Origin of the sequence: Agrobacterium sp. LAD9 (assembly GCF_003031125.1) — a bacterium.
Classification (GTDB): Bacteria; Pseudomonadota; Alphaproteobacteria; order Rhizobiales; family Rhizobiaceae; genus Agrobacterium; species Agrobacterium radiobacter.
The window spans coordinates 166,253-192,537 of sequence record NZ_PHGS01000013.1 but is presented as its reverse complement, the minus strand read 5'-3'; the positions used below and the strand labels follow the sequence as shown (position 1 = coordinate 192,537).

The window sequence follows — 26,285 nt, the reverse complement described above, 5'->3', positions numbered from 1 at the left end:
CACACCCAGGAGCGTTCCGCAATGACCGAGGCTTTCATCTGCGACTATATCCGCACGCCGATTGGCCGCTTCGGTGGTTCGCTCTCTTCTGTCAGGGCCGATGATCTGGGAGCCATTCCGCTCAAGGCGCTGATGCAACGCAATGCCTCCGTTGATTGGCACGCGGTGGATGATGTGATTTTCGGCTGTGCCAATCAGGCGGGCGAAGACAATCGCAACGTCGCGCGCATGTCATTGCTGCTCGCCGGTATGCCCTTGGAAGTGTCCGGTACGACCATCAACCGACTGTGCGGCTCCGGCATGGATGCCGTCATCGCTGCCGCGCGCGCCATCCGCGCGGGCGAGGCCGAACTGATGATTGCCGGGGGCGTGGAAAGCATGTCGCGGGCGCCCTTCGTCATGCCCAAGGCCGAAACTGCCTTTTCCCGCGCCGCCGAGATCCACGATACGACGATCGGCTGGCGCTTCATCAATCCGTTGATGAAGCACCAATACGGCGTTGATTCCATGCCCGAAACCGGAGAAAATGTCGCCGAGGATTACAAGGTGAGCCGGACGGACCAGGACGCCTTCGCCGTCCGCTCCCAGAACAAGGCCGCCGCCGCCCAGGACAACGGACGTCTCGGCCAAGAAATCACGCCGGTCGTCATCCCGCAGCGCAAGGGTGATCCCATCACCATCGACAGGGACGAGCACCCGCGGGCAACCACGATCGAAACGCTCGCCAAGCTCGGCACGCCCTTCAAAAAGGAGGGGGGCACCGTAACCGCCGGCAATGCCTCCGGCGTCAACGATGGCGCTGCCACTCTGATCATCGCCTCGGAAGCCGCATTGAAGAAACACGGCCTCACGCCGATCGCCCGCATCATGGGCGGTGCAGCCGCAGGTGTTCCACCGCGCATCATGGGCATCGGCCCGGTTCCCGCGTCGCAAAAGCTGATGGCGCGGCTGGACATGACGCAGGAGCAGTTCGATGTGATCGAGCTCAACGAAGCCTTCGCCAGCCAAGGTCTGGCCATCCTTCGCGAACTCGGCATCGCCGATGAGGATGCACGCGTCAACCGCAACGGTGGCGCCATTGCGCTTGGCCACCCGCTCGGTATGTCCGGCGCCCGCATCACCGGCACGGCCGCCCTTGAACTCAAGCTGACCGGCGGCCGCTATGCATTATCGACCATGTGCATCGGTGTCGGGCAGGGGATCGCGATCGCGCTGGAGCGCGCGTGAGTTCTCAAAAGTGAATTGCTTTTCCCAAGAAATTTGCGCGTCGCCTTGCGTGTTGGGATGTGGTGCCATGCCTGTGTGACCTAGTACGGCCAAGGGATTGGCCCAAACTAGGTCCATGAGCGTCTGGCTATGATTCCAAATTGCGTAAGTTCCCCACGCTGCGAAGGTGCCCGCCACTTCGGCGAACAGCGGCGGCGTTTGAGCCTTTCCGCCAACGCAATCTGTAAGGGCACCGCACTGGCGAATGATAAATGCTGGTTGACGCACACTTTGCCGAAACTCCAGCCTGTTCTCCATCATCGTCTCTGCCCATCAAGCGCCGTTCAAATATATAACCATGAGCAAGCGACGGTATGACGTAGGCTTGCGCAAGTTCGCTCAGCATGCAACAACCTCAGTCACCTCGCCAAAATCGGATTTAAATCTGATTAATTGCAGCCGCCGAAGGCTACGTGAGGTGAATGGAGTGCTTAAATGGTGACCTGTGAGGACTGCCGGCCAATTTTGTCGGCTCGTTGTGAAAATCCCACCGGAAGGTCGACCGTTGTTCGCGAGGCGAACGGTTGTTATGGGTTATCTGGGGGTGCGCCGTCGTCTCGCGCATTCAAAAAAGCACGAAACCAAGAGAGATTTCTATGAGCGATCGCGGAAAACCAGAGTCGGGCGCCAAAGGCCAACCGGAAACCATCCGCCCACGGTCTTCACTGCGAAAAGGTCGCTCTGATAATATAGATCACAGCGCACGTAGACCTTCGCAAACGCGCAGCATGGAGCGTTTTGAGAAAATCGTTCAAGCTGCAGAGGATTTGCTTCAAACTGCAAATATCGAGGATATCAGCTTCTATGATATCGCCCGCCAAGCTCAAATTTCGCCGCCTTCTATTGCGTACCTCTTCCCAACTATGGCCGCGTTGCGCACCGAATTAAGCCGGCGTTATTTGGTCATTGGGACAAAAGACGTTGTACAGGTTCATCAGGCGCTCGCCCAGGTGCGCAATCCGAGCTGGCGTCAATGGGTCTACGAAATGGGCGTGCGAGCGAGAGATTATTACAACGATCATCGCCATGTTTCAGAGGTCGTTCTTGGCCCGATGCTCCACCGGGAGACACGGCGCGCATCATTTGAAGAAAATAAGAAGGTTGCGCATTCATTGCTTGAAAGCTTCAAGCAAGTGTTCATCGTGCCGGAAATACCGGGTCTAACAGAGAAGTTCGCAGTGTCGATTGAGATCGTCGAGGCTCTGTGGGGCCGCTCGTACATTTTGAACGGCACCATCGATGACGACTCTTTTGAGGAATCAATGCGTATTCAGTTTGGATATCTGCGGAGTATTCTACCGGAAACGCTCGCGGTCGCCCCAGAAAGCGCGCTTGACTAAATCAGATTAATATCCGAAAGTGACTTCGTTCTTCAATTTCATGATTGTTCCAAGTCTTGGTCAATCTGCCGCTTGCTGCGGCACGCGCAAGAAAGGATGATTGTTGCCTATGGACCTTCGAAACGATCAGCCGACGGCTTTGACGTCAAAAACGACTGGTGCGGTGCTGCATCGCGCCAAGTCCTTTTGGTTCGACACCTCACAGCCCTATTCGCCGTCCGAGCCGCTGCGCGGAGAGAGAACTTTCGATTTCTGTATCGTTGGGGGAGGAATAACCGGACTGTCAACGGCCTATCACTTGAAAAAACTCGATCCGGGAGCATCAGTCGCTCTCCTTGAGGCCGAGGTCATCGGTTATGGCGCCAGCGGCCGCAATGCAGGGCAACTCATTGTGCAGTTCGGGGGAGGCGACCTAGCTGCGGCTGTGCGTCGAAACGGTGCGCGCGCAATGGGTGAGGGTCTGTCCTACGTCGCGGACGGGATAAAACTCATCGAAGCACTCCAGCGAGACGAATCCATCGACTGTGACTATGCAGCGACCGGGACGATGAAGGTGGCGCTTCGGATTGAGGGCGACTCTGAGATCGAACGCTATCAGAAACTTTACGACAAGATGGGACATGGGGAGACTTTGTCCTATTTAGGCCAGAGTCAGGTGGAGTCCGAGCTTGCCAGTCCCTACCTGGGTGCCGCCGTTTTTGATCGTCGGGGCGGGCAATTCAATCCTTTGAAGCTCGTCCGCGGCTTGAAGTCCGCGGCCGAGAGGCTTGGAGTTGAAATTTTTGAAAACACCCCGGTTGCTGCCATTGAGGCAGAGCGTCGTGACGTCCTGCTGCATACGGGTGCAGGGCTAGCCCGGTGCAAGAAGGTCGTATTGGCGACGAATGCCTTCACGCATCAACTTGCGGGTTTGACCGGCCTTGCCATTCAACGCGAGCAAACGCCGCTGATGGTCAAGGGGACCATCACTGAACCCCTTACCGACAAACAATGGAAGGCTGCAGGATGGCCGCGCCGCGGCGGTGTCAACGTTCTGTCGCAGATGTTTTATTCATTCGCCCCGACCATCGATGGCCGAATACTCCATGTTGGCGGCTACTACACCTCCGCCCCCTTCGATCGCTCGCTCTCACCTGAGATTGAGTGGCGATTGAAAAACCTTGGCCATCTTTCCGCATTCTTTCCTGCCATGAGTGAGGTCAAAACCGCCCAGACCTGGGGCGGACCAATTTCCATTACCGCCGATTGGAGGCCGCACCTGGGCCAAACCCGTGATCCGCGTATCCTGTATGCCTGCGGCTGCTGGGGTCACGGAATGGGCATTGGAACGCATCATGGCCGGACACTCGCCGAATTGGCCTTGGAGCGCCGTTCAGACAGCACGGATCTGTGGTTCGTGCGCCAGGCCGGCCGGAGCTGGCCGAGCCGTATGTTGGCGGGACTTCTTGCCACGAGGGTGATTTATCATAGACGCCGTGGCAGTCGTAAAATCGGCGCAGGGATGAAACCGCCAGTCCGTTTTGACTGAGCTCCCGGACGAAATCGTGAGCAACCTGTGATGCAACATGCGCCCTGAGAGCTATGACGACTGATCGATGACGGCTACGGCGTGTTTTAAGCGCTTTGACGTCAAGAAGCGAGCCGGTTGTCCCTACCACTAGAAATATGGACGAGCGGGAAACCTCAAAGCTGTCAGGGAAAATATCAACCAGATGGTCGCGTAGCGCATAACCCTGAAAATTGACAGCTGTTGCGGTGAATTCTTCACGCCGCGATCGTCCGTTGTCGCCCTCTGCCGAGCGGCTCTCAATCGTAGAAAGTGGCGCTCGACAGCCTTCATACGGTCTAGGCCCCAAAAGCCGAAAGAGTTCTTCCATCGAGGGAAGTCTACGTGGATAGTGACGCTCCCCTCATCATCTCGGATACCGGTGAGTACGTTCTGCATGCCGGTGCCGCAGGCGTGTTGCATTGATCGCTGCAGAAGCGTACGGCCCGGGCACGAATGGGCGCGCAGGCATTCCCCGTTTGGCCACACACTTGTTCAGTGCTTCGCTGCGAGGCAACTCCAATACGTTCTCCCACGTTAGGTGGCGGTGCTTGAGGCTTGACCGCCAGCTCCCCTTTCTTAACGGGTAATTCCGTTTTGGCATACTTTTGCGCAAAGGCAGTCTCGCGCGCAATAGGCACACTTCTTTGTCGGCAACACAACAAACATCCTTTCTACAAAAATGGAATTATGTTTCATTTTTGCTTGCGTGATAAAAAAAATGAGTTTAGCTTTTCCTCACGCCGTCATTGCCGATATCAAAGGGAAGTTCGATGCCCAGACAAATGCACTTCGTCGGATTCTGCGTCGCCGGTCCAACCTGGCACAACAATGGAGCATGGCGGCACTATGAAAGTGACGCGCTGCAATCATTAGAACCCGAGCGATACGAAACTATCGCGAAGGTGCTTGAGGAGGGAAAATTCGACGGTTTGTTCATTGTCGATGTACAAACCCTGTTCGATACTTACGCCGGAAACTTCGAGGCCAACTTGCGACAGCCGGGGCAGATGTACCTTCTGGAGCCTCTGCAAGTTCTCGCTATTATGGCGCGCGTAACAAAACATATCGGACTTTCGGCAACAATTTCCACTGCCTTTCTGCACCCCTTCTATATTGCCAGGTCTTTCGCAACACTCGATCATCTCAGCCGCGGTCGCGCCGCGTGGAACGTAGTAACTTCCGCAAACGACCGGGAGGCGCAAAATTACGGCTTTGAAAAACTGATGGAAAAATCACTTCGCTATGATCACGCAGACGAGGTGTTGGAAGCGTGTCATCGTCTTTGGGATACATGGGACGAAGGTGCGTTGGTCCTTGACCGTGAAAATGCGATCTGGGCGGACCCGTCAAAGGTGCACTACGCCAACTACGAGGGTGAGTTCGTCAAAACCCGAGGTCCCTTGCAGACACCTCGATCCCCGCAGGGAAGTCCCGTCATCATGCAGGCAGGCTCGTCCGATCGTGGCCGCCAGTTTGCCGCACGATGGGCTGAAATCATCTTTACGCTACAGCATCAGAAGAGTGACATGCAGAAATTTTATACGGACGTGAAAAGCCGTGTTGAAGCTGCTGGGCGCAATCCTGACCATTGTGCAATTCTTCCCGCAATTGATGTCATCATTGGCGAGACCGAATCGATTGCGAAGGAGAGAGCGGAGTATATCAACTCGTTGGTCAGCCCACGGCTCGGAGTGGCCGAGATATCGAACGGAATCGGGATCGATCTTTCGCAATATGATCTAGATCAGCCGCTCAGTGACATGGAGATCTCGCAAGGCGCTCGCGGTGTGTTCGACGTCATCCTGCAAGGCAGTCAGGGAAAAACCCTGCGGGACGCCGGGCGCTCTTGGGCGGAAAATCAGATGACGCCGCAACTCGTCGGCACGCCGAAGATGATCTCAGACCATATGCACGATCTGTTTGAATCCCGTGCCTGCGACGGCTTTGTCGTCTCTCCGTCACTTAGCCCCTCATCCTATATCCAGTTCGTCCGATCCGTCGTTCCCGAACTGCAGAGACGAGGGGTGTTTCGCAAGGAATACACGGGCGCGACGTTCCGCGAAAATCTCCGCAGTGGCCTCTGAAAGCCACCACAAATGCGCAGGATCTCTCGCTGAGGATAACGAACGGATTCACGTCGGCACAGGAACGAACCCCAAATGAGTGAAGGAGTTAAGCTGATGAAATGGGTGGATGGAAGCCCAGTGTCAGCGCAGGAGTTGCGCTGTCTTTACGCCTGCTTCCCCAGCGGGGTAGCCGCCTTATGCGCCGTCATTGACAACGCACCCGTTGGCCTTGCCGTGAGCTCATACACATCTGTGTCGCTCGACCCACCGCTGGTTTCGGTCTGCATTCAAAATTCGTCGGCAACCTGGGCTAAGTTGCAACGTGTCGACCAGCTCGGCTTGTCAGTCCTGAGTGAAGCTCAGGACGTGGTCTGCAAACAGCTTTCGCTGAAAAACGGTAATCGCTTTGCCGGGGTGAACTGGCGTTCATCGCCAGCTGGCGCGGTATTCATCGAGGGCGCGGTCGCTTCGCTCGAATGCGTGGTGTACGATAAAGTGATCGCCGGCGACCATCTTATCGTTGTCCTGCGTGTGGTTGCGGCGGAAGCGTTGCACGAGCGGCAGCCGCTCGTGTTCCACGGTAGCCGTTTTCGCAAGCTTTTTCCTGAAGCAGCTGTGGCATAAGGGCTCGAATGCTATGTCTCACCCTTTGCCGGACTCCGCACTTGATCAGCTCTTCCTGCAGGCCAGAACGCAGAACGGGTGGAACCCTGTACCTATAGAAGAAGCAGGGCTGCGCAGGCTCTATGATTTGACTAAAATGGGACCGACCTCCGCGAACTGTTCTCCGGCACGGTTCGTCTTTCTGACCTCGCACGAAGCCAAGGAAAGGCTTCGGCCAGCGCTCTCATCGGGCAATCTGGAAAAAACGATGTCTGCGCCAGTCACGATCATCACTGCCTATGACATGTTGTTCTTTGAAAAGCTCACATCACTCTTTCCCCATGGCAATGCAAAGGCGTGGTTTACAGGAAGCGAAAGCCTTGCCCGTGAAACGGCATTCAGGAATGCGACTTTGCAAGCCGCCTACCTCATTCTCGCGGCCCGCGCGATCGGTTTCGACGTTGGGCCAATGTCCGGCTTCGACCAAAGCCAGGTAGACGCCGAGTTTTTTGAAGGTACCACGTGGAAATCCAATTTTCTCATCAACATCGGTCACGGTGATCCATCGAAACTCTTCGATCGCCTGCCGCGCCTGGCGTTCGAAGAAGCCTGCGTGATTTTGTAGACATTCGGAATTAAATTCCACTTTATTGACTCTACTTAGAAAACGCATAGTCTCAAATAAACTGACATCAACATCAGAAATCCGGATCCAACCGGGTGACGCGCACGCACAAACAAGGGGAACATGGAGACGTTTAATGACTCAAAATCTGGGAAGCTTTAACCAAACCCGCCGTGCTTTTCTTCAAACATCGGCTCTTGGAACCACCGTCATGGCGACCGGACTTTCATCGCCAGTATTGGCTCAGTCAAAGCCAAAGGAGCTGCTGATTTCCGCAGGCGGCGGCGATCTGCTTTCTTCGTTTCAGACGGCTTATTACGACGATTTCACCAAGGAAACCGGCATCAAGATCAGTCCGCAACCGTGGAAAGGTCTTGCCGAGTTGAAGGTCATTGTCGAATCCAAGTCGTGGGGACAGGCCGATGTAATGCTGATGACCTCGGGCGAAGCGGCCAGCGCTCAAGCGCTCGGCCTTTCGGAACCGCTTGACTACGGTAGTATCGACCGCGCCAGCCTTCTATCTGGCGCATATTCGGACAACTGGTTCCTGATCAATCTTGCGGCAACCTTGCCGGCATGGAACACGGACGCAGTCAAATCCGCCGACGTGCCGAAGGGGTGGACTGATATCTTCGGCAGCGAGCGCAAAGGGCCGCGCGGGCTCTTCAAAAACGCTAGCCTCACACTCGATATTGCCGCGCTAGGAGCTGGCATACCACTCGATAAGCTTTACCCGCTCGATATCGATGCCGCGCTCGAGGCCATGAGTGCTATCCGCAACGACATCGTCTGGTGGAACACGGGAGCCCAATCCCAGCAATTGCTCGCCAATGGCGAAGTCGACACATCCATGATGTGGGTCAATCGCGTCGAACTGCTACGTGCAAGCGGGAAACCGGTTGACTACAATTTCAATCAGGCAATACTTGACGGTGATACGTTGGTCATTCCGAAGGGACACCCGAACAAGAAGGCCGCGATGGAATTCGCCGCCTACATGGCCAGGCCCGAGCCTCAAGCGCGGTTAGTCGAGCTGATACCACTCGGACCGACCAACACTGAAGCCGTCAAGATCGCCTCACCAGCCGCCATGGCAAAAACGGCTTCGGATCCGAAGAACTTCCCCCTTACGCGCATTCAGGATTTCCAGTGGTGGGCGGAGAATTCTCAAAGAGCCAGCGACGCATTCACCAAATGGCTGCTTGGGTAGGTCAAGTCGACCGTGGGGACCCGTCCGTCAAGCGGGTGCCGTGCCGCCGCCCCACAATTTCGTGAGCGCGGCGGCGTCCATCCCAAGGTTTACCCGCCGAATCGACCGTGACGAAACGGACCTTGCTGTCCGTCAGAAATAACCCCAGGTACAACAGCGAGTGAGTTGAAGATGAGCGGTGCGCTCAAAAATCCCGGCCAAAGTCTCCCTCTTTGCATAGCGAGGACCCGCGTCGGGAGAGGGTGGACACCCGAAGCAGGTCTGCGGCTCCTCATCATTCTGCCGGCGATCTTTCTTGTGCCAACCTTCATCGTGCCTCTGACGCTAGTGATTTTCCGTGGCTTCGGTGGAACAGATCCATCCATTGGCCAACTTGCGGCGATCCTTGGCAATTCGGTCTATCTTCACGTCTTGGTCCAGACCTTCAAGACCGCTTTCATTTCGACGTTTCTCGCCTTGCTGATTGGCTTTCCAATCGCTCACGTGATTTCAACGGCAAGACCGATTTGGGCAAAGGTCGGCTTTGCTCTCGTCATGGTACCATTCTGGACGAGCGTCGTGACCAGAACCTACGCTTGGATCGCACTCTTAAGTCGTAAAGGCCTGATCAACAGCGCATTGCTCGATCTCGGCTGGATCGATCAACCGCTGAAGCTGATGTACAACTCGTTCGGGGTGCAGGTCGGAATGGTTCAAGTTCTGATGCCAATGATGATCTTGCCTCTTCTGAGCACGATGCGTCAAATCGACAGGACAAAGCTGTTGGCAGGAGAAATCCTCGGCGCGAACCCGATACAAACCTTTGTTCACATCTATCTGCCGCTTTGCCTGCCGGGGATCGTAGCAGGGTGCCTACTCGTCTTTATCACCGCACTCGGCTTTTACGTGACGCCTGTACTCATGGGCAGCGATGGCAACATGATGATTGCCGTCTTGATTGAACAACAAATTACGCAAACCTTAAACTGGCCGCTTGCCTCGGCGCTCGCAACAATCCTTCTGATCTCCGTGATGCTTTCACTATGGTTGATCGTGATGATCGCTAACCGTCTCGGCATAAGGATGACCATGTCATGAACTGGAAGGCATTTAACCTCGCGATCCGCTGCGTGACGCTCACTATGGTCTTCCTTGGCCTGCTTTATATGATGACACCGATTTTGGTCATTCTGCCGCTTTCCCTGAGTCCTGAACGATTTCTGGCGATCTCGTTCGACGGAATATCAATGCAGTGGTACCAGGCACTCTGGGACAAGCCGGGTTATCTTCGCGCGCTCGGCAACACATTGTTGATCGGAGCAGGTGTTTCCATCCTCGCAACAGTTTTGGGGGCAATTGCAGCGCTGGCTGTTGTGCGAGGTAAGCTTCCTTATGGCCGTGTCGTAACAGGGGTCATTTTGTCCCCACTCATTATGCCACAAGTTATCCTAGCGATCGGGATATTTCCTATTCTTGCCTTTTTCGGCTTAATCGGTTCTGGCTCAGCTGTGGTCGTAGCACATGCGGCAATCGCGATACCGTTGAGCTTTATCACCGTCTCCGCTGCCCTGAGAGGTTACAGCGAAAATCTCGAACTGGCCTCAATGACATTGGGCGCAAATGGGCTGGCTACTTTTATCCACGTAACAGTACCGATGATCAGGCTTGCAATGGTGATCGGTGCAATCTTTGCCTTTGCGTTCTCCTTTGACGAAATCATCATCGCACTATTCTTGACTGATGCCTCTTCGATCACACTTCCGGTCTTTATGTGGAACGAACTGCGTTCCCAGATGGATCCGACCATCGCGGCAGCATCAACCGTTGCAATCGTGATCTCACTCAGCATGCTGAGTGCCGCCGCTCTTTTACAGAGCGCTGACAAATCAAAATCGTAGTTGGAACTCCCCAATGCCCATTATCGCCTTGGACAATCATCTCGATCATCTTCACTCACAGCCGAGGAGCTCTTCGATGCCGGGCGTTGGCAAGCGCATAGACTATCTCGGAATCACCAAGACATATGGTGCCCACACAGCTCTGCAGCCAACCGATCTGACGATCGAAGCGGGAGAATTCTTTTCAATTATTGGTCCAAGTGGCTCCGGAAAAACCACCTTGCTTGGGCTGACCGCCGGTTACTTAAGCCCAGATGCCGGACAAATCCTGATCGACGGACAAAGCATCGAGGGGACGCCGCCCTTCAAGCGCAACCTCGGAATGGTCTTCCAGAACTATTCACTGTTTCCGCACCGATCCGTCGGTCAGAATATCGCTTTTCCACTGCAGATGCGAAGAGTAAGCAAGTCTGAGATCAAAGAGAAGGTACGCGCGTCTCTCAAGCTCGTTCGCCTCGAAGGCCTTGAGGATCGCTACCCACATGCTTTGTCGGGAGGCCAACAACAGCGGGTCGCCCTTGCGCGTGCCTCCATCTACAATCCGTCACTGCTGATCATGGACGAGCCGCTGAGCGCCTTGGACAAGAATCTGCGAGAGGAAATGCAATTTGAGATCAAATTGCTGCAGTCGAAACTCGGCTCAACCGTGCTCTATGTTACCCATGACCAGAGCGAAGCTGCCGCCATGGCGCATCGGATCGCTATCATGAACTCTGGACACATCGCCCAGATAGGATCTGCCCGTGACCTTTACCGTTGCCCGCAAAGTCGCTTCGTCGCCGCCTTTCTCGGTCAGGCGAATTTGCTCGCGATTCGCGCCATGAAGACGGGGCCAGACCATTCGACGGCGGACACTATCGTTGGCGTTGAAGTGAAAGTGCCGACGCGCCACGGCCCCTGCGAAAATCTATCGCTCTGCGTCAGACCTGAGGCAGTCACGATAGGCCATGTTAAACCGAAAACCGACAACATCTTGAAAGGTGCTGTAATCGACGCGGTCTTTTCAAATGGCGTGCTGCGCCACAAGATCAACATTGGTTCCTCGTTTGTCCTGGAGCAATGCATGCAGATGAGAAGCGAAACTGCAGCGCCGGACATTGGGGACGAGGTTTTCATCGGGTGGGACGTCAAAGACAGTTTGCTTGTCGAGAACTAGCCGTTTTTCATCGTCTTGCTAGGGACCATTGATATATCAGGCGAATCACAGGCGACATCGGACTCATGTCGCAAGGTCGGACCCGGTGATGGGAGACGTCAGGGCTTAGTCCTGGCGCTCGATCTTTAGACGAGCGACCTGGTTTGGTTCTTCGGGCTGGATTCCTAACGGTATGGTTGCTAATGCAGTGGGGACGGAGATTCAGTCTCGTCGTCGCAGTCGGTCAAAACCAATTTTGGAGTCGCGGTGCGTAAACGAGTAAAACATGAGCCAACGGACGATACTTCGGACACAAGTGGTTTTTCCACCTCCCTGGTCCGAGGTCTCCAGATCCTCCGCTCCTTTCGGCCCGGAGACCAGTCTCTTGGAAACCTCGAGCTGATGGAGCGTACGGGCCTTCCCAAGGCGACAATATCACGACTGACCTATACCCTCGCTGGACTTGGCTATTTGCAATATGATGAGGTTTTAGGGCGCTATAACCTCGGTGCCGCAGCGGTGTCGCTGGGCTACTCGGCTCTCGGCGGAAATCCGATTGTTCACTTGGCGCGACCTTTCATGCAGGAGCTTGCGGACAAGAGCGGTGCTGCCGTTGCCCTTGGGACGAGGGATCAAGGTCACATGGTCTATTTGGCAAATTGCCGATCCGAGAGTTTGGTTACTCTTCGCCTCAATATCGGATCCCAGTTGCCCTTGTGGCGAAGCGGTGTTGGACTTGCCTACCTCGTCGCACTTTCGCACGAAGCAAGAGAGCATCTAAAAAAGCGCTTCCTTCCGAAGGCGCCGGGGGAGCGGCGCGAGATTGAAGCTCTGATAGATCATGCGCTGAACGAATATTCCGAGCTTGGCTACGTCACCGCGTATGGAACCTGGACGAGCTTTATCAGGGCAGTCGGTGTGCCTTTCACGCCGATTGATGGCTCAGCCCCTTTAGCGTTCACGTGTGGGGGAATTGCGGAGATTATCGGCGACAAGGCCGTGAAGGAGGTCATTGGTCCCGGCTTGATCGACCTCAAGGCGAGACTCGAAAGCCTCCTTACACGCGGGCCGTCGGCAGATTAAAAATCGACGTGTGGTGCGCCCGACGGAATTTCCGTCACGGCGCCATCGAGGAATGACACGACACCTTTGTCCCCCAGCCTATCGACATCATCCTCGGAATAGCCGAGAACATGTTTCAAAATTTCACGGGTGTCCTGACCCAAGAGAGGTGGCGCGATATAGTCTGCCGCCCGTTGGGCTGCAAGGCCGTGAGCGGGGCGGACCAGCGAAACTTTTCCAAGAAACGGATTGTGAAGCGTTTGGACAAGCTGCCGTTCTTCAACCGTCTTGCTGGTCAATGCTTCGGGAACCGATTTGACGATCCCCGCTGGCACTTCCGCGTCGGCGCAGGCTTGCATCCAGTAGTCACGGTTCTTTCTAAGGAATGCGCGTTGAAGGATCGGGATCAAATCCGCGCGATTGGTCGCACGATCCCCCGCGGTTCGGAAGCGTTTGTCCTCAGCAAGGTCCGGCTCTCCGATGACGCGGATGCACAGCGCACGAAACTGACGATCGTTGCCAACCGCCAGAGCAAAGCTTCCTTCAGCGCACTCAAAGATCTGATAGGGCACGACGGTCGGATGGGCATTGCCGTATCGTTTTACCTCTTCGCGTGTATTGAGATAACCACTGCCCACATTGATGAGGAGGTTCAGTGCACAGTCCAACAGAGCCATGTCAATCTGCTGGCCACGGCCGGTCCGTTGGCGCTCATAAAGCGCCGCCAGAATCGATTGAGCGGCAACCATACCGCAGACCACGTCGGTTATCGCAACGCCCATTCGCAGCGGCTGACCTTCGCGCTCTCCGGTAATCGACATCAACCCGCTTTCGGCTTGGATGACAAAATCGTATCCGGGCCTACGCGCATCCGCTGTGTCGCGGCCATAGCCGGAAATGGAACAATAGACGAGGCTTGGATTAACAGCTTTGAGCTGCTCGTATCCGATACCAAGCTTCTCAGCAGTCCCGACCCGGAAATTCTCGACAACGACGTCACTTTCGGCGGCTAGTTGTTTAATAATTTCAACGCCTTCCGGTGTCTTCAAATCGATCGCGATGGATTGCTTGCCTCGATTTGCACACAGATAGTATGTGCTTACCCCATTGTAGTTCGGAATAGCCCAGGCGCGAGTGTCGTCGCCACCGTCAACGTTTTCGACCTTCCACACTGTTGCTCCCAGATCGGCGAGGGTCATTGTCGCCCACGGTCCGGCCAACACACGCGACAGGTCGAGAACCTTAATACCGCGCAGAGGCAATTCGCCTGCTGGTTCGCTGTTAGGGTGATTTGTATACACGAGATCTCCCGTTGATAGTTTTCAAATAGCAGAGTTTTTAAGTGCCACCATCCTTGCAGGTTCGCCTCGCCAGGTCAACTAAATGGAATTTAATTCCGAATATCAAATCATATCGATCTGCCTAGATCCACTCCACCCTCATGGGAGTAAATTGAAGGCGTCCGCAAAACCCGTCTCAGTGAAATCTCTTCGTACTCCCGAAAATTAACATTGCGGTCACCCCTGCGTTTCTCCCGGCTGGCACGGATGAACTGGCCACCGATTTTTTCGTCAAAACCGAAATTAAATTCCGTTTTATATTGCCTTCTCATTCCTCTTGGCTAAGATCGCGGCTATTGTCAACGGTAGAAACAGCGGTGAACTTTATGCCCAATTGGCCGGCTCAAACCGAAAATCATAGGAAACAGGTGCCTGTTCATCGGCACGCTTCAGGTTCATTTTGGACCGCTCAACTGTAAATGCTGACGATACCCCAGCGGTGACGGTTCCAATTGGCGATATGGCTATTGTCAGGCGCTCAATGTCGCGGCCGTGCCCTAGTCCGAAGCGATTGCAATCGCATCCCTTATCCTTTTCTCACGGCAGGTGACTATGACGCGTTCCCTCGAAGAAGTTTCTATCCCTGCAGACAGAAGGGATTTGCCGAAACGCACTCGTGTGCTTGTGATCGGTGGAGGCGTGGTTGGCTGTAGCGTCCTATATCACTTGGCCGCTATGGGTGAGTCGGATGCCGTGCTCGTCGAAAGAAAAGAGCTGACATCCGGCTCCAGTTGGCATGCCGCCGGAATGCTATCCCAATACCACCACGATCGCGTTCACCTTGAGATTATCAAGGCGGGCAGGGCGCTATACGGTGAGTTCGAGAAAGATCCGGAGACTTCAGTCGGCCTGCATTCATCCGGGGATCTGGTCATAGCCAGGAACGACATTGAGATGCTCGACCTGAAGCGCTGGAGCGGCGTGGCAAAGTCGCTAGACCTGCCAGCGGAAATCGTCGGGCCGGAACAAATCAAGACACTGTTCCCCCTGATGGAAACGGCAGGTATTCTTGGCGGTATGTGGTTTCCGACATCCGGCTTCGTCGATCCTTCATTGGCCACGCACTCCTTCGCGCGCCAGGCAAGGAGCAAGGGGGCTAAAATCTTCCAGCAATGCGGCGTTGAAGCGATCGTTCGGCAAGAAGACGAAACCTGGTTGGTCTCGACAAACCGCGGAAAAATCCAGGCCGACTATATCGTGAACTGCGCAGGCGTCTGGGCACCCGAGATTTCCGCCATGATCGGGGAAGTCATACCGGCCATTGGCATTGAACACCAGATGATGGTGTTCAATGCCATCCCGGAGGTTAAGGCGCTGGATTTCGAGTTGCCGATGCTCCATGATCCATCTACGCCGATTTACACGCGCGCAGATCGGGACGGCCTCATTCTCTCATCCTACCCCGACGCCACGATCTTTTTCGGAGTAGACGGCATTCCGTCAGACTTCTCCGGCGAGCTGTTGCCGCCTGAAACCGACCGTGGAGAGGGTAAAATCATCGCCGCGATGGAATTGATCCCAGCCCTACAGTCTGTCGGGGTCAGAGCATTTGTCAACGGTGCCATCCCGCGTAGCGCCGACCGCGTGCCGTTGGTAGGGCCGGCCCATGGCTACAAGAATTATTTTCTCAGTTGCTCCAACTATGGTGGCTTCCTGTTCGCCGCACTGGGTCGGTATCTCGCTGAATGGCTGCTAGAAGGCGAACCGAGCATTAACCTCAGCCAGATGGATCCGCGACGGTTTGGCGAATATGCAGACAAGTTCTATGCGATACAAAAGATGCAAGGTGTCGCAACAGGACACACGGGTTCGTATGCCGGACTAGAAATGGACTCAGGCAAGCCCTTGGGGGCCGGCGCAGTTTGGACATCGCCTGTATACGGTCTGATGAAGTCCAGGCGCGCAGTGCTTGAGACTGTCGACGGCTGGGAGGTTCCAAAATGGTTCGCGCGGCCCGGCGACGATACAAGAGAACTACCGTCCTTCATGACCGCCAACTGGATGGGCGCTGTTGGCGATGAGCGTGAAGCTTTGCTGAACGCTGTCGGCATCATCGATTTGACGTCGCACGGCAAGTTTGAAATCATCGGACCGGACGCAGGCGCGTATTTGAGCCAGCGCCTGGCGGTGAATGCGCCACAACTCAACGAAGTTGTCGACGCCCCGGCACTCAACCGTTTAGGAGGATTGGTTGGGCTGTGGCAAGCCAGCCAGCCACAACCGGGGGTCTACTATCTCACGGGGTCTGCGAAGCACGCTCGGCGTGATTTGGACAGCTTGAGATGGGAGATGTTCGGCGATGTTACCATTTCCGATTTGACCCGCGATCGTGCCGTGCTGGCCCTGGCAGGACCTCGCGCGGCGGATGTTCTCGACAGGATCGGCTGGCGTGGCCCAGGCGACCGTTCGGGCTTGCCGTCCGGCGCCGAGGACGGCCGTATCGGCTACGTTCCCGCGCGGCTGATCCGGAGTGCTTATGGGAAAGTCGTCATTTGGGAACTGCACACCCGGATGGAATACCAAGCAGGTCTCTACGAGCGGCTCTTGGCGGCTGGCGGCGACTACGGCATCAAGGACGTCGGCTTACTCGCGCTGTCTGCGATCCGCATGGAAGCGGGAATTCCGATGCTGGGGATAGACATAAATCACGGCGCCGACCCGCGCGACATGGGGCGGGAAGGGTGGTTGGACATCAACAAGGCCGATTTCGTCGGCAAATCAGCCCTGTTGGCACGCCAGCGCGGCAAAGGCAGCAGGCTTTTCCGTTTTGAAATAGACACGACCGTTGCTATCCCTCCGGCTGATCCGAGCGGTGACGAGCCGGTGATGTTCGGTGAAAAATGCGTCGGGTATGTAACGTCAGCGACACCGAGCTATATGGGCAAGATTAGCGGGTTCGCGCTGCTCGATCCGCAGTCCGATTGGTCGACCAGCAACGCGTCGATCCAGATCCTGGGAGAGTCGGTAAAAATAAATATCATGCCTCTCTAGAGGAGTGGGACGACGACTGTCTGCGCCAGCGAATAGGAATGGCCCCTCACCAGCGCTTCGCGGGTTCGGGCGACCGCGGACCAAGGATACATTCGCTATTAACAAGGCCAACTGCGCTTTTCAGCATATCAATGGGGATATTCTAGCCTGGCCCCTTTGGCGAGACCGGTTGCCGAAACCGATCGTCGGACTATGCTGTCGCCACACACACTCGTCGATCTACCCGTGAGGATAGACAGCCCGCCGCATCTTTGTCTTGCTTGAAAAATTTGTATGCCGTGATCAGAGATCTTCACGGCACACATTCCGTTGAGCGGCAATCCATCAACGATCTCAACCACGCTTTGGGCGGGCAAAAGCAAGGTGGGGCATCCACCAGCGCGGTTATAAGCAGGGCCGCTATTCGCTCTGCAGGAGTTTCTGCTCGTGATGAATGGCGCGCTCGATCGCCTCGATCAACGGCTGCATCTTTGCCAGGTCCATAGCCCTGGAGATGTAGGTCACCGGATAAACCATAGCGTCCTGGATGAGGTAGCGCCGGCGCTTGATCAACATCTCGCGCAGCTTTTCCAGATTGGCCACATGATCCTGGCTGACTTCGGACTCACCGAAATCCTCGCTCGGTCGGGCGTAGCCCGACGCGTCCTCAAGAATATCGAAGTCGTCGATGTTTTTGGTAATACCAGTCATACTCTCTCTCCTAAGTCCTTTGTAATTTTCTATGCGACCTAAGCCGCCAACAGACCAATGTCCGCTTTATTCCAAAGATCGGGAAGCGGGCCGCCGGCGCCCAAGAACGGATCTAGAGGCGGGATGGGGACTTGCCTCGCGGCTTCGCACATTTGAACATATTCATCCGGCCGCCCTAGCCGGAAATCGAGAACGCCGTAACCTCCGGGAAAGCCACCAGATACGCGCAGATCTTCAGAGACCGCGATTCCCAGGTGGCCAACACCGGCCGGAATGATAACCGCATCACCGGTTCGCAGAATGGCGCGTGTTCCATCGTGTCCGCCGAAGAGACCTTCAAGGCTGCCGCGCGTAATTGCTATGAATTCATGGGCTTCGCTGTGGAAGTGATGTTTGGGAAACATCCCGACTGCATTATGCCAACTTGCAATCCAACCGTTCGTCCGGAGTTCCTTTTCCATTTCCGGAACCGAGGTTTGAATGACGTTACGATAGATGAGAAGAGGCAGGCGCGAGTTCGGCACCCTTCCGTTCCCTTTGAAGAACAGCTTTTCGACGGTCACGCTCATGTTTCAGCCTTTCGATAAAGAATACGCGAACAGTAAGGGACTGGCAGGCTTATTCGTCTGCCCGCTCAAGGAGGTTGTGGATTGCGTCAACGGCTTGTGGCTCATCCAGAATGAGTGGATGGCCCCGGCCAACTACGGTGGTAAGCACCGTATTCGGATTCGCCAACGCCATCTTTTCGGCAAGCTCCGATGCGAGATAGTCCGAATTTTCGCCGCGCAAAACAGCGACGGGCATCTTCAACGACGTATATTCCTGCCAGAGCGACGGCCTGTCTTTCTTGAAGCGCGCCGTCTCTTCGCTGGTGAGGGGATCAAAGTCGCGAACGTAGTGGGCATCTTCGGTTTCTCGATAAGCTTGCAACGAGAAACGAACCCAGTCTTCTTCGCTGAAATCCTTGAAGAACGCACCATTCAGCTTCTTTGTTTTCTCGACCACCTCCTGAAGTGTCCAGTGCTCATGGTCCACATGTGCGTTCACACGCTTGCTGCCCGGAGGGGCCGTCTCCGTGCCCGCATCATTGAGGATAATCCCCGCGACCCGTTCAGGGTGGCTATAGCCCATTTCGATTGCCATGTAGGCGCCGAGCGCCGTACCCAAGAGTACGACGCGTCCAAGCGCGAGATCATCAACCAGCGCCCATACATCAGTGATCAACTGCTCGAAGTGATAATCTTCAACACGTGCCGAGCGCGTTGAGCGTCCCCTTCCGCGCAGGTCTGGCATGACAACCCGTCTTGAAGGTGCCAGCACACGTGCGATGCGCTCGAAATCCTTTGAGTTTCGCCAAAAGCCTGGAAGGCATACAACCGTTGTTGCGGGCACTCGCGTTGTCGGCGCATAGGCCTGATAGAAAAGTGTCTGTCCATTTCCAAGATCATAGGTATGTGCAGTTGCTTCAAACATCCATTGTTCCTATTCGAGAGTTTCTACGAAGGGACTTTTCCCATCCCATGTGGCGGCGGCCTGCTTTAACAAGGACGAAAATCGCCCGCCGTCACCGCTCTTGATCAACTCGACAAGTACACCCGGTCGCTCGCCACGAAGGAAGACTGTTTCGGTGCCTCTCGTCGACAGCCCAGCCTGAACCCTGCTCAGCCCCTGGGCGGACAGGTGCTCTTCGTCAGATTCCAAATCACGCGAGACTATACCGACATGATGGAGTCCGTTGCGTTGATCAGGTCGATAGAGGGTGAATACGGATGGAGCGGTATTATGCTGCTCAATCAGTTCGATCTGGACATTCCCACTCCAAGCGATCGCAAGGCTAAAATCCGCCTCGCTCGGTTCGCCTCGGACCTCAAGACTGACAAACTTGCAGTGCTCCAGCAAGAAGAACGGTCCGACGGACAGAGTTTCTGCCCAGAAGCGTGCCGATTCGCGCAGGTCATCAACGACATAGGCGAGTTGCGAGATAGGCCCAAGGCGGTGCGACAACATCGAAGCCTCCCGAAATATGATGATATAAATCAGATTTAAATCTGATTTATAAAGGCGTCAACATAAAAATTCTGCGCAACTATGGGCTATTCGCCTGCTGCTGGAATAATTACCGCCTCGAACCAACCAAAAATCGGATTTACATCCGATATTCACGATATGAACGGATCATACGGCAAATTTCTTGTGAATTGTTCAGAGGCAAGCTTCAGACGCGGAAGAAACTCCGCAGCGAAGTTTTCCATCGATTTGGACGGATCGTGACAGCTAGCGCTTACAGCGGCCCAGCATCGTCCCTGTCGATCGAAAATCGGGACGGCACAGGCTCTAGCGAGCGGATCAATCTCCCGATCGCAAAAGGCGAAACCGTCCCCCTTGGCCTTGGCGATGATCCGCCTGATTTGCTCACGGTCGGTCACGGTAAAGGGAGTGAGGGCGGCGTAGTTTGACTTTTCAAGAATAGCTTCAAGTTTGTCCGGCGGCAGATAAGACAACATTATCCGCCCCATCGACGAATAGATTGCCGGGACCCTCAACCCGACCGTCATCCAAGTCCGGACCAAACCACGCGCGGGCACGCCGGCCGTGAACACGACATCAGACTGATCAAGCATCGCAGCGCTTGACGACGTATATGAAGACCCTTCGAGCATCTCCTCCATGTGCGGAAGCAACATGTCCGTAAGGGCGACCGACGAAAGATAGGGGTAGGACAGTGTCAGCACACGAGAGGTGAGGTTGAAAAGCCTTCCGTCCGTGGAAACATATCCCAATTCTTTAAGGGTGAGAAGCAACCGCCGGACGGTCGCACGGCTAAGATCAGTATCTCGTGCCAAATCAGCCAGCGTCTTGCCGCGCCGGCTTCCCCCAAAGGCTTCGATCAATCGAAGGCCCCGTGCCAGAGCCCTCACACTTTCTGAACCATTACTCTCGGTCATTCGACCCCCATTCTGATCCCGAAGCGGCAGACATACAAGACTCCTAACGGCCGCTCAAGCGGTCTCTTGACGGAAAATAGAATTTAATTTCGAATTGACAGTTATAAATAGATTGACCATTATGCGGACATAAGTTCGCTAGACGAACATTTTCAGGTCAACAAAGGCCTGATCGGGAACAGTATTGAGGTCAGCGCATGTCAGAAGAAGCCCATCAGAGGCTGTGGGACGTTGTTGTGGTCGGCACTGGAATCGGCGGGGCGACCGCAGGCTACGCCCTCGCGAAAGCCGGTTTCAGCGTCCTCTTTTGCGAAAAAGGCATACGCCACGAGACACAATCAGACACATTGCGCGGCAACTGGGCTGAGAGCTTCTTCTTTGCAGATAAGGAACGCAGGCCCTTGGTCGGCTATTTGGAGCGGGCAGGGCGAAGATCCGACCCGATAGTGAAGCTATCCGAGCACGGCGAGGTCGCGACCCCGATGCTCGGCCAGGGGAGCGGGGGAAGTAGTTCCCTTTACGGTATGGTGTGCGAACGATTCTTTCCCATCGATTTTGAACCAATAGAGTTTGCTTCCTTAGCGCCGAACTCCACCGCGCCGCAACGTTGGCCCATCAGTTTCAAGCAGCTGGCTCCCTATTACAGTCAGGCTGAGCGCCTTTACCGCGTACGATCGGGCCAGGACGAGTTGAGGCCTGCCGGAGAGGAGCGGGTAGTCATGGCACCTCCTCCCTTCGGGACCGCCAACACTGAATTGGTGGCGCACTTTAAGTCTCGCGGCCTTCATCCCTACCATTTGCCGATGGCGTGTGAATACGTGCCAGGCTGCAAAGAATGTATCGGCTTCCTTTGCAATCGGGCATGCAAGGGGGACAGTGCCAAGATGTGCCTGGCCCCGGCGATTGAGGACCATGGCGCCACAATCCTGGACGCTTGCACAGTCGAAAAAATTGAAACGGAAGGAACAACGGTCTCTTCAATCCTTTGTCGTCGTGGGACGCAAAAAATTTGCATACGGGCAAAGATTGTCATCCTCGCAGCAGGCGCTTTGGAGACCCCGGCGCTCTTGCTTCGATCCACATCTGAACAGTGGCCGGAAGGGCTTGCGAACCGGTCCGGACAAGTCGGCCGCAATCTGATGCGGCACTTTCTCGACTACTACATTGTAAAGATGAGCAAGCCCATAGCCGAGGGGCAACTGCTCAAACAGATCGGGTTTAACGATCTTTACGACTCGAAGGATTGTAAATTGGGAACGGTTCAGTCGAATGGGCGATTGCCGCCGGTTCAACTGCTCGCCCGCACCTATCTTTCGGACCTCGCGGGCAGGTATCCGATGCTGTCTGTCTTCGGTCAGTTGCTGGAACGGCCAATCGAGCACTACCTGACACGTCTCCTCTCTAGATCTATGGTCTTCGCATCTATTCTGGAAGACTATCCGTATGCCGAGAACAGGGTCGGAATTACAGCCGCCGGTGCGATCGCAGTGCACTACGAAGTGCAGGCTGAAGATCAAAAGCGTCTCCAGATCTTCCGTCGGAAGATTCTTGAGCTCATGAAACCATACAAAGTGGTGCCGGTATTCTCTGGCGAAAAGCTGCGTAGCCTGGGGCATGCGTGTGGAACCTGCCGCTTCGGCAATGATCCGGCAACAAACGTTCTCGATGCTAACAATCGAGCACATGGCCTCAACAATCTTTATGTCGTGGATGCGTCGTTTCTACCAACCAGTTCCGGCACTAACCCGTCACTGACTATCGCAGCAAACGCGCTGCGAGTTGCAGAGCAACTAATTCTTCGACGTGAGCCGGCGTCACCGGCAATTCATGCGGCATGAACGAAAGGATATCTATTGTGAAACCGATCATCAAAAGCATCGACCAACTTGGTTACGTCGTGACCGATATGGAGGCGGCCGTCGAACACTGGACAACCAAATGTGGAGTCGGGCCTTTCTTTTTGATCGAGCACATTTCCTACAGGGCATTCACATATCACGGCCGACCGACAGAGGTCGATTTGAGCCTGGCGTTTTCCTATGTCGGCTCAACACAGGTGGAACTCATACTCCAGCACAACGACGCCCCATCCGTTTATCGTGATCTGATTACCAATGCCGGGAGCGGACTGGTGCATGTCGCCGAATTTTACGACGACTTCAATGATCGTATTCAAGACTTGCCTGATAACGCAATCGTACAAACCAGCCTCTCGCATGACGGCGTCGAGACAATTTATCTCGAGGGAGCGCCGCATCGTGGCAGTTACGTCGAGTTTATTAAAGGTCCACCAGCTCACAAGGAACGCCGGCGTCTTATGCAGCAGGCAGCAACTCATTGGGACGGCACACGGCCACTCCGTGTGATCGACCCTCACGATCCGTTGGCAGCATTCACCATCTGACTTCTTTCGCAGGCCATCCAGTCAACTCAAAAACGATGAGGGGTATCATGAAAAATATCATACATGCGTGTGCTGTCGCAGTCTCGACGTCAGCTTTTTCCTTATTTTTACCGTGTATTGCGACGGCCCAGGACGGCATCCATGTGCTGGTTACGCGCACGCCATCCCTGGTGTTCTACGCCGACAAAATGAAGGACAACAAATACGGCGTTCCGATCACCACCGATACGATGCTGCTCGACAAGATCTTTGAGGTCTCCTCAATCACTTTCTCCTCCGGCTCCTCGGGGATCGACGTCGTCCATCTCAACGACCCCGGCGTAAAACTCTTTGCTTCCAAGGGCTGGCTAGAACCGCTGGACGATCTGTGGGCCAAATACAAGGACACATATAGTCTGGATGACTATCCAAAGGCGATGATCGATGCGGTGAGCTACAAGGGCCATATCTATGCCATGCCCGTGATGATCAATACGCAAATGCTCTTCTATCGAAAGGATGTTTTCGACAAGATGGGCATAAAAGTCCCTGAAACAATGGACGACTATTTGAAACTGCCGAAGATCCTGGCAGATGCCGGCGAACCGAACATCGCGGCAGGCATGAAGCCGGTCGATTATGCGATCAACCGGATTCACTGGTTCCTCAATACGATGGGAGACGGCTGGTTCGACAAAAACTGGAATCCGGTCTTCAACAGTCCGAATGGACTCAAGGCGATTGAAGCAATGAAGGAAACCGTGCCCTACGCGCCCCGCGGCTGGACGTCGCACGGCAATGATGAGGACACCATCAACCTGTCCCAAGGCATCTCCTCGCTCGGTTTGCAATGGACGACACGGGCAGCCTCTATGCAGGACCCGACAAAATCGAAAGTCGTCGACAAGATAGGTTGGGCGGCGGCCCCCGGCGGCGGCGCCCGGATCGCCTTCGATGGTTTTGCGATTCCGAAGAGCTCGGCCGCAAATAAAGAGGAGGTATTCAAGATCATGGCGGAAGCCATGAGCCCTGAAAACATGAAGGTGAATGCCGACCGGGCTTATCCGCCTCGCATTTCGGTTGCATCCGATCCCGAACTTGAAAAGAAATTTCCCTGGTATCCAGCAGTCCGTGCCTCGATCGACCTCGACAAACCGACCCCCGACCTTCCCGAATTCAACGATGTCGCGGAAATCGTCGTCAGGCGGGTGCTTCAAGCCCTGACAGGAGAAATGGAAGTCAAGCCGGCGATGGACAATGCAGCCGAGGAGGTCAGAACATTTCTGGCCTCAAAAGGCTACTACAAATAATCGCTCACACTTTGCCGACGTCGCAAGTCTCGCGACGTCGGTCCCCGAAATGCTGAACAGACTGCCGGCGTAGATCCGCAGCGCGGTTGGCGTTGTAGCTCAGATACGCTGCCCGCGTATCCTTGTTCTTCTTTCCAAAGGTTAAACAATGCGACATGCATGGTTGTTTCTCTTACCGAGTCTGGCGCTTTTGGCAGCGGTTTTGCTCTGGCCGTTCGGTTACGCCATTTATATGAGCCTCAGCGATTTTAGTTCCGGCACAAGCGGAACCACCTTTGTTGGCCTCAAGAACTATATCGAAATTGGAACGGATCCACGCTTCTGGTCTGCATTGTGGACGACGTCGACGCTCGCATTTTTTGCTTTGGGTGTCGAGCTCACCAGCGGCCTGTTGATCGCTCTTGCCTTATCGTCTCTGGGGCGCGGCGCTCATGCCTTCGTTGTCGCTATGTTCTTGCCATACATTGTTACCCCGGTCGTTTCCGGCCTGATTTTGAAGTGGATGTTCGTTTCGAACTGGGGTCTGATAGACGCCACGTTTCTAAGTTTAGGCGTCCAGACGCCAGATTGGCTTGGGGACCCATTTTTTGCCAAACTCACGGTCATCCTAGCCGATGCCTGGGTGTCGACTCCCTTGGTCATTCTTATTTTGTTCGCAGCTCTTCAACAGGTTGATTCATCACAGCTGGAAGCTGCCCGTATCGACGGTGGATCATCGCTCCAAATAGCTCGCTTTGTTATACTGCCCACAGTCGCGCCCATGTTGATTTTTGTCGCATCTGTTCGCCTCATGGACTTCTTCCGCTCGTTTGACGTGATTTACGTCCTGACCGGTGGGGGACCCGGAACCGCGACCGAAACCTTGACCATGCTGACCTATCAATGGGGATTTCGAGCGTTCCAAGCCGGAAAGGCTTCAGCGCTCGGCCTTGTCACCCTTTGTATCGTATTCGCAATGATTTTCCTCATCGCAACACTCGGGCCACGCGCTCTCGGGAGATCGGCAAAATGACCCAATCGAACACTAAATTTCCGTCATTGCAGACCACAGGTGTTGTTGTAGCCCTCTGCGCGATTACGTTCGTCAATCTCATCCCCATCCTATGGGCGTTTTTGACCTCGATCAAAACGCCCGCTGATGCGTTCACGATGCCGCCAACAATAATTTTCAAACCGACGTTTGAGTATCATATATCTCTTTGGACTGGCGAGTTCCCCCGCTATCTCCTCAACAGCTTGATCGTTTGCCTTGGAACGGTCCTGATTTCTGTGCCAATCGGCAGTCTCGCGGCATTTGGGCTTTCCCGCATGCGACGCAAAGTCGCCTCTCCAATTCTCTTTGCACTTTTTTCGCTTCGGATGTTTCCGTACATGCTGCTTGCGATTCCCTTCTTTGTCATGGGACGCTGGACCGGGCTGAATGATACCTACTGGATCCTGATACTGGCTTTTGTCGCGATCAATCAGCCGTTCACCATATGGCTGATGTATGGCTTCTTCGACGAAATCCCTCGCGACCTTGACGAAGCGGCGGCACTCGACGGATGCAACGATTGGCAAGTTTTTTCCCGCGTGGTGCTTCCTCTTGTTCGTCCCGGCCTGGCCGTAACTTCGATATTCAGCATTATTCTGGCCTACAACGAGTTTCTATTCGCACTGATCCTGACCGGGAATCGGACAAGAACACTTCCTGTTGCGATTGCGTCCTTCGGTGGAGAGGATGTCTCGGAATGGTCGCTGGCAGCTGCCGGAGCCGTCGGGATCATGATCCCGATCATCATCGTCATGATTCTAATGCAGCGTCACCTTGTGCGCGGCATGACGATGGGCGCCGTCAAGTAGTTTCAAACAACGACGTGGCTTTGGCCGCGCCAGTCAACACATGCGGCGGAT

Annotated in this window: 23 protein-coding genes; 17 read left to right on the top strand and 6 right to left on the bottom strand. The window is 54.9% G+C overall.

The window, feature by feature from the left end:
- The first annotated feature begins 21 nt into the window (after positions 1–21).
- The 11 genes from pcaF to DA915_RS14625 all read left to right on the top strand — a co-directional run bounded on the left by pcaF (position 22) and on the right by DA915_RS14625 (position 12,754).
- Positions 22–1,227, top strand: a complete 1,206-nt coding sequence (pcaF, locus tag DA915_RS14680) for a 3-oxoadipyl-CoA thiolase (protein WP_107676323.1) — start codon at positions 22–24, stop codon at positions 1,225–1,227.
- Between the two features lie 635 nt (positions 1,228–1,862).
- Positions 1,863–2,606, top strand: coding sequence for a TetR/AcrR family transcriptional regulator (locus DA915_RS14675; RefSeq protein ID WP_107676322.1), 744 nt, complete (start codon positions 1,863–1,865; stop codon positions 2,604–2,606).
- Between the two features lie 109 nt (positions 2,607–2,715).
- Positions 2,716–4,134, top strand: a complete 1,419-nt coding sequence (locus tag DA915_RS14670; RefSeq protein ID WP_107676321.1) for an FAD-binding oxidoreductase — start codon at positions 2,716–2,718, stop codon at positions 4,132–4,134.
- A 791-nt stretch (positions 4,135–4,925) separates the two neighbouring features.
- Positions 4,926–6,239, top strand: coding sequence for an LLM class flavin-dependent oxidoreductase (locus tag DA915_RS14660; protein WP_107676319.1), 1,314 nt, complete (start codon positions 4,926–4,928; stop codon positions 6,237–6,239).
- A gap of 75 nt (positions 6,240–6,314) precedes the next feature.
- Positions 6,315–6,845: a flavin reductase family protein gene (locus DA915_RS14655; RefSeq protein WP_202864240.1), complete on the top strand. Its 531-nt coding sequence runs from the start codon at positions 6,315–6,317 to the stop codon at positions 6,843–6,845.
- A 13-nt stretch (positions 6,846–6,858) separates the two neighbouring features.
- A complete protein-coding gene (locus DA915_RS14650; RefSeq protein WP_107676318.1) occupies positions 6,859–7,449 on the top strand; it encodes a malonic semialdehyde reductase in 591 nt (196 codons plus the stop codon).
- Positions 7,450–7,585: 136 nt separating this feature from the next.
- Entirely contained in the window at positions 7,586–8,659 is a 1,074-nt protein-coding gene (locus tag DA915_RS14645) for an extracellular solute-binding protein (protein WP_107676317.1), read from the top strand.
- Between the two features lie 171 nt (positions 8,660–8,830).
- On the top strand, positions 8,831–9,736 hold the full coding sequence (locus tag DA915_RS14640) for an ABC transporter permease (RefSeq protein WP_107676316.1): 906 nt from the start codon (positions 8,831–8,833) through the stop codon (positions 9,734–9,736).
- Positions 9,733–10,536 carry an ABC transporter permease gene (locus DA915_RS14635; RefSeq protein ID WP_107676315.1) on the top strand — a complete coding sequence of 268 codons (804 nt, stop codon included), beginning with the start codon at positions 9,733–9,735 and terminating at the stop codon, positions 10,534–10,536. Before DA915_RS14640 ends, DA915_RS14635 begins: the two co-directional genes overlap by 4 nt.
- A gap of 13 nt (positions 10,537–10,549) precedes the next feature.
- Complete coding sequence (locus DA915_RS14630; RefSeq protein ID WP_107676314.1) at positions 10,550–11,692, top strand: ABC transporter ATP-binding protein; 1,143 nt, start codon at positions 10,550–10,552, stop codon at positions 11,690–11,692.
- Between the two features lie 246 nt (positions 11,693–11,938).
- Positions 11,939–12,754, top strand: coding sequence for an IclR family transcriptional regulator (locus DA915_RS14625; protein ID WP_107676313.1), 816 nt, complete (start codon positions 11,939–11,941; stop codon positions 12,752–12,754).
- Here the strand turns inward: DA915_RS14625 and DA915_RS14620 are convergent.
- Positions 12,751–14,034, bottom strand: a complete 1,284-nt coding sequence (locus tag DA915_RS14620; protein WP_107676312.1) for a CaiB/BaiF CoA-transferase family protein — start codon at positions 14,032–14,034, stop codon at positions 12,751–12,753. The genes DA915_RS14625 and DA915_RS14620 overlap by 4 nt on opposite strands.
- Positions 14,035–14,625: 591 nt before the next feature.
- Between DA915_RS14620 and DA915_RS14615 the strand changes: the two genes are divergently transcribed.
- Entirely contained in the window at positions 14,626–17,064 is a 2,439-nt protein-coding gene (locus DA915_RS14615; RefSeq protein ID WP_107676311.1) for an FAD-dependent oxidoreductase, read from the top strand.
- 399 nt (positions 17,065–17,463) lie between these two features.
- Here DA915_RS14615 and DA915_RS14610 read toward each other — a convergent pair whose 3' ends face one another.
- The 5 genes from DA915_RS14610 to DA915_RS14590 all read right to left on the bottom strand — a co-directional run bounded on the left by DA915_RS14610 (position 17,464) and on the right by DA915_RS14590 (position 20,699).
- Complete coding sequence (locus tag DA915_RS14610; RefSeq protein ID WP_107676310.1) at positions 17,464–17,754, bottom strand: hypothetical protein; 291 nt, start codon at positions 17,752–17,754, stop codon at positions 17,464–17,466.
- 38 nt (positions 17,755–17,792) lie between these two features.
- On the bottom strand, positions 17,793–18,323 hold the full coding sequence (locus DA915_RS14605) for a cupin domain-containing protein (RefSeq protein WP_107676309.1): 531 nt from the start codon (positions 18,321–18,323) through the stop codon (positions 17,793–17,795).
- A 49-nt stretch (positions 18,324–18,372) separates the two neighbouring features.
- Positions 18,373–19,227 carry an alpha/beta fold hydrolase gene (locus DA915_RS14600; protein ID WP_107676308.1) on the bottom strand — a complete coding sequence of 285 codons (855 nt, stop codon included), beginning with the start codon at positions 19,225–19,227 and terminating at the stop codon, positions 18,373–18,375.
- 9 nt (positions 19,228–19,236) lie between these two features.
- Positions 19,237–19,761 carry a VOC family protein gene (locus tag DA915_RS14595; protein WP_107676307.1) on the bottom strand — a complete coding sequence of 175 codons (525 nt, stop codon included), beginning with the start codon at positions 19,759–19,761 and terminating at the stop codon, positions 19,237–19,239.
- Positions 19,762–19,913: 152 nt separating this feature from the next.
- A complete protein-coding gene (locus tag DA915_RS14590) occupies positions 19,914–20,699 on the bottom strand; it encodes an IclR family transcriptional regulator C-terminal domain-containing protein (RefSeq protein ID WP_107676306.1) in 786 nt (261 codons plus the stop codon).
- 197 nt (positions 20,700–20,896) lie between these two features.
- Here DA915_RS14590 and DA915_RS14585 point away from each other — a divergent pair, with 197 nt between their 5' ends.
- The 5 genes from DA915_RS14585 to DA915_RS14565 all read left to right on the top strand — a co-directional run bounded on the left by DA915_RS14585 (position 20,897) and on the right by DA915_RS14565 (position 26,234).
- Positions 20,897–22,537, top strand: a complete 1,641-nt coding sequence (locus DA915_RS14585; RefSeq protein WP_107676305.1) for a GMC oxidoreductase — start codon at positions 20,897–20,899, stop codon at positions 22,535–22,537.
- A 17-nt stretch (positions 22,538–22,554) separates the two neighbouring features.
- Positions 22,555–23,103 (top strand): VOC family protein, encoded by a 549-nt coding sequence (locus tag DA915_RS14580; RefSeq protein WP_192886524.1) that lies wholly within the window; start codon positions 22,555–22,557, stop codon positions 23,101–23,103.
- A 47-nt stretch (positions 23,104–23,150) separates the two neighbouring features.
- A complete protein-coding gene (locus tag DA915_RS14575) occupies positions 23,151–24,392 on the top strand; it encodes an extracellular solute-binding protein (RefSeq protein ID WP_192886523.1) in 1,242 nt (413 codons plus the stop codon).
- 148 nt (positions 24,393–24,540) lie between these two features.
- Positions 24,541–25,404: a carbohydrate ABC transporter permease gene (locus DA915_RS14570; protein ID WP_107676302.1), complete on the top strand. Its 864-nt coding sequence runs from the start codon at positions 24,541–24,543 to the stop codon at positions 25,402–25,404.
- The gene (locus DA915_RS14565) at positions 25,401–26,234 is read left to right on the top strand and encodes a carbohydrate ABC transporter permease (RefSeq protein ID WP_192886521.1); all 834 of its coding nucleotides are present in this window, start codon (positions 25,401–25,403) and stop codon (positions 26,232–26,234) included. Before DA915_RS14570 ends, DA915_RS14565 begins: the two co-directional genes overlap by 4 nt.
- Positions 26,235–26,285 lie beyond the last annotated feature (51 nt).